Source organism: Escherichia sp. 94.0001, assembly GCF_013369155.2.
Taxonomy (GTDB): domain Bacteria; phylum Pseudomonadota; class Gammaproteobacteria; order Enterobacterales; family Enterobacteriaceae; genus Escherichia; species Escherichia coli_F.
Map to the genome: position 1 here is coordinate 1 of NZ_JABWMS020000120.1, position 4,973 is coordinate 4,973.

The window sequence follows — 4,973 nt, forward strand, 5'->3', positions numbered from 1 at the left end:
GTGAAAATGGAAGATTTGTACATCCGCTGTAAATCGCCTTCAGGAGTAACGTTTTGTCTTTATAATTAGCATCTGCGGGTAGGGTTACCAGTGCATTTTTCAGGAGTTCCTCTGCAGTCTCAGGAAATTTTATTAACGATATCAGAAAAAATATCCAGTAATCTTCTGCGCTAATAAATTTTTTAATTATTGGGTTATTCATTAAAGTTTTCAGAAATAAAGCCTCTGCCGACTGAAGAGACAATAGTTGTGACAACTTATTGAGAAACATACCAAATTCCAATGATGAACAACTCGCATCAAGTGCATTTATATCTGAGAAAAGCGTCTCTTTGATAAATTTTGTCACTAGCATTCTATTTTGATAGCCATAACTACCAATCCATTCTACATAAGTATCTACAGCATCGTCTTCTGCCATTAAAAATTGTCGATAACTTGCCCTTAGTAATTTTGGATTTAATGACAACGCCTGGCCAAATAACTTTGCTTTTAATGCCGAGTTAATGCCACTATTAATGAATTTTTTAGTAGTCTCTTGATTAACTTTTCTAAGTAATGCTTCAGCGTTTAGCCGCACATTTTCAGATATTTGTTTTTTACGTAAAATTGCACGTAATACAACCACCAGATCGCTTTCATCTGGAAATAATTTTTTAGCAAAGCTATACACTTCATAGTCATGGGTAGTTGCTGCCTTAAGCGCCTCCATGACTTTATCGGTTTTTTCTATTGGCTGATCTTCCAGGACATATTCTTCTCCGTCCAGAAAGTTGGCCAGTTGTTCTTCGTAGATTTTTTTCTTCATAAACTGCGTTAACGCTGCTGACATCTCGTCAGTAGCTTGTAAGAATCGAGCTTCTTTACCGGCGGGATCATCTCCCATTTTAGGCATTTCAGCTTCAATATCTTCATTATCTTCTGTGATAATGTCCTCTAAGCGAGAAACTTCTCTGGCTCTTTCTAATACACCGACATGCTCTACATGAATCGCCATTTCACTATCCTCCGACGACTTCACGATTCAAGTAAGTTTTTATCCATTTCTGCAGTAATTCATCGTTGATTTCTTTATTTTTTGCCATTTGCTGTGTTATTGCTCTGGCGTCAACCGCAGCCTCATTCGCATTATTCATCATGCGCTCATCGATCTCTCTTGGCTCAATAAGAAAGACACGAACGATGTTATTCGCATTTGTTCCTTCATATCCAAATAATTTACCAATAAATGGAATACTGCCTAATATTGGGATCTTGCGACTTTCATAGGTATTCGTATCTCGTGTATATCCACCAATCAAAAGACTTTTCCCTTGAGGCACGCGCGCAATAGTACTTATAAGCGTTCTACCAACCTGAGGCAGATCATCAACATTGGTCTTGTCGGAATTGATTTCATTGCCATCTTCAATATTCAAGAGTAATTCAATTTGATTTCGCGAAGCAAATCGTGGTAGCACGCTAATCATCGTACCATAGGTTACTTCATCCAACTCCGCAGTACGCTCGCCGACTAATTTAGTATAGAAAGTACGGTTATTATCAAATATAGCAGGAATATTCTCCTGTGTTAAAACGACAGGACGAGCAACAACGGCGGCTCTTCTTTTTTGCGCAAGTGCCTGTATTGTTGCAATAAACTGTGTCCCATCCAGGGTACTAATTGAACCTGAATTATTAAATGATGCACTTAGGCTGGATCCAATTTTTATCGTGCCCGACCAGTCAGCTCCTAACTGTTCTAGATCAGTCTTATCAATATCTATTATCCATAAAGATAATTCAATATGTCGCTTTGGAATATCGAGCGTAGCTACTAACTTCTCGATAAAATCAACCTGAGATACTGTTCCTTTAACAAGTAAACTGTTGGTATCAGGATATGCAATAATTTGTATATCGTCAGTCTCTGGCGCTCCAGCTGTCGATATTATTTTCTCTACTTGTAGGTCATCATCTTCTTCAGCACCAGGAAAAGGAGGCATACGTGATACGTTTTTTAGTTGTTGACGACTTGAAATTTCAGAAAGTACGTTAACCCCAGTGCTTTGCTTAATGTTATTATTTAACAACGTCGATAGTACTTTTGCCATGCCAGGAATAACTATCTTTTCGCCCCGTAATTCATAAGTCCGGTCATTAACGAATGTATTGACCAAGTGAATAATACCTACTTTATTGCGTCCGATCTCAATGCCATCACTGTTTTGCTCCATTAATTTTGCAGCATTAACGACCAGGTCAACATAAACCGGTGGCCCCGATACATAGAAAGTACCATTGCCGCCCCCTTTAATTTCATAACGAGAGTTATACAGACCCGATTTTTTTAAAAAATTATTAAACTCATTCGTCGATACCTTTCTCAGATTAATCAGCGCATTACGCATCTCTGATGAGTCATAGATATAAATAGCTTTGCCATCATCGTACCAAATAAGTCCCATCTGCGCCGACAGGCGTTCAATCAAGGCATAGGGTTCGGTTAAATCAAAATTTCCGCTGATCTGTTTCTTCATGGCAAGCTTACTTACTATTGTAGGCTTACCCGCATATGATGAAACCGTTTCAAAAAAACTACGTAGATTTTCTTTATTTGCTACGTATCCATTCGCTGCTGCGGCATATGCACCAGGAGTCAATAATCCATTAAAAATGCATAAGGCTGAAATTAATATAATAGTAATACGTAATTTTATTTTCATAACTTTTTACATAGTTCTCTCGGTGTTTTTCCTAACCGGCTTTTTACTTCGGCTGAAAAGTGTGATGAGGATGAGTAGCCATATTTATGCGCAATAGTTGTCATATCACTGTTTCCTTCAATGATTTCCAACACGGCTCTGGCAACTCTCCAGCCACATAATTCCGTTTTAACTTTACCACCCAATGCATAACTACATAAACGGCGAAAATGTGAATACGATACGCCGTAAAGCTCACCAAGATCATAGAGTGAAGTCTGTATGAGCGATTGCGATAATAAATAGCGAACCAGTTTATAGCATTCTGTTTTTCTTAGATGCTGAAACAGAATTTCATTAATATTATCGCTGCTCAGATAAGTGGCTAAAAACCAGGCTTCACTTGCAACTTTACTGAATAGCACAACTTCTGATGCAAAGGGCAAGGCATCAGCAAACAAGTCATGGTGTTCCCTTTCCACACTCCCCGTTGATTCATCTATAAAAGCTAATAATTTACTCAGGATATCAATGCGAAGTGGATGATAAATTACTTTCCCTGCAGTTACCTCAATTTGGCTTCGGTCAATGAGCAGTAATATATCTTCCACTACCATTAATTTTTGATGGTTATTACCGATCGTAATAACAAGGGTTACATCCTTGTTTTCATTTCCCCGTAAGAACCACATTTCAGGGTCCAGTAGGGTTAACTTCTGTCCTTGAAGCAAAACATTCATTGGAAGTAACAGCCCTTCTTCAATCATGTTTCATCTCCTTATTCCATATTCTCATTCTCCATAAACTTGCTATAAAAACATGATTAAAAAGTGATGATTTCTATTTATAAAATAATGATTTTGTTATGAGCGAATAGCTATCAGCCACTTACACTTGTACGTCATCCTGTCCATATACAGATTTGTAACTGTTGATATGTTTTACTTAAACACACCCCGTATTTCTTATAACACTTGTTTGGTAACTATTTTCAATACAAATCATATTTGTTAGTTCTTCATTAACGCACTGCGAGTGTTTTGTTACTCCCCGCATATATTTTATTCTCTTGTTCGATTCTATTTTTCTTAATCGATCATATAATTTTCTTGTTAGTCGGATTTACGAATCATGAGACTTATAATGGAAGGAATGAGACTAAGCGGCCAGGTTAAACCTGTAATTATTGCAGCAAACAACCGATATGTTACTTTTTCTTCCGAGAAGATAAATATTAAAGTCGATGTCACAACCAGGCCTATCAGGTAAGCTAACAGTAATTTATTGATCACTTTTACCTCCCCTTTCGATTTCTCTTTGAGCGGTCCTTTTAATCCAGGACCGCCTCATTATGAAAACTATTTATTTCCCTCATCATTGATAAGGTTGGACATCTCTTTCAACATGAGAGTCATTGAAGCTTTCGACCAATTTAGCGGAATGATAGGGCTTGGCGCTTCATGCAAAGTTCCCGACTTGTGGATATAGTTATAGCTTTCGGGAAGTGCCATTTCAGGTACACTCCTGCCATTTGCACCAATCATATTCTCGCCTGTTATTTGGGCCAATGATCTATTCATAAATTGCACTGAGTCATTCAAATACTCTTCTTTTCTTGATTCTTTATAAACAATTGCTGCTGATTTTGCATACCATGAGTCAAAAAACCATTCTGCTTCTGTTGATGGAATGAAGCTCATTTCTCTTTTTGCATGTGAATTTTGATCGGTATCGGTTTTAATATCATTGAACCAAAAATTTGCCGACTGATAATTATCCTTCTCGTATCTTTTTATACCATACGGACCTGCTAGTTTTTTAACTATTTTTAGAACTTGCTCTTTTCTTCTGGTATTTATCTTTGAAAGATTTGCAGGATAAATAACATTAAGTAAAGCCGCATCGGCTTCTCTGTAATGTTTATCTTTTTCCAGATAACCTGGGGATTCTCCCCCTAAATCAAGCTGTAGCGTTATTCTTTCATAACCTTTATCTATGAGGTGGTTCAACCTCGTTGTTGAAAGTGGTTCATCCAGTTCATTAGCTTTAGCTTCGCGTAGTAAATCAGAGATAAAAACAGAGTCTTTCTTCGAGAGTAAGTTCGACAAACGTTCCAGTCCAGAGGTCACCAGTGCAACGGAAGATGTGTTTAATCTGGCATCTTCTTCCCACGCTCCGGAATCTTCCATAACATAGAAATTGGCTTTATCCAGATAAGCAACCAACAGCGCAATTGAACCGCCCCGGGAATCCTGGAGACTAAACTCCCTGAGAAAGAGGTAAACAGGA

4 protein-coding genes and 1 pseudogene are annotated in these 4,973 nt (G+C 37.8%); all 5 read right to left on the reverse strand.

The features are described 5' to 3' along the window. On the reverse strand, positions 1–997 hold a 997-nt coding region (locus HEN33_RS24125; RefSeq protein WP_183083488.1), incomplete at its 3' end, for a YopN/LcrE/InvE/MxiC type III secretion system gatekeeper. A gap of 4 nt (positions 998–1,001) precedes the next feature. After that, positions 1,002–2,705, reverse strand: coding sequence for a type III secretion system outer membrane ring subunit SctC (sctC, locus tag HEN33_RS24130; protein ID WP_000694676.1), 1,704 nt, complete (start codon positions 2,703–2,705; stop codon positions 1,002–1,004). Then, positions 2,702–3,451: a type III secretion system transcriptional regulator EivF gene (gene eivF / locus HEN33_RS24135; protein WP_000568778.1), complete on the reverse strand. Its 750-nt coding sequence runs from the start codon at positions 3,449–3,451 to the stop codon at positions 2,702–2,704. The genes sctC and eivF overlap by 4 nt, the downstream gene beginning before the upstream one ends. A gap of 345 nt (positions 3,452–3,796) precedes the next feature. Continuing rightward, entirely contained in the window at positions 3,797–3,976 is a 180-nt protein-coding gene (locus HEN33_RS24140; protein WP_001301699.1) for a GhoT/OrtT family toxin, read from the reverse strand. Between the two features lie 66 nt (positions 3,977–4,042). Further along, positions 4,043–4,973 (reverse strand): annotated as a pseudogene (locus tag HEN33_RS24145) (hypothetical protein); the annotation flags it as partial.

Coding starts and splice junctions, on each gene's coding strand:
- sctC (WP_000694676.1), bottom strand. CDS start 2,705: ATGAAAATAAAATTACGTATTACTATTATATTAATTTCAGCCTTATGC.
- eivF (WP_000568778.1), bottom strand. CDS start 3,451: ATGATTGAAGAAGGGCTGTTACTTCCAATGAATGTTTTGCTTCAAGGA.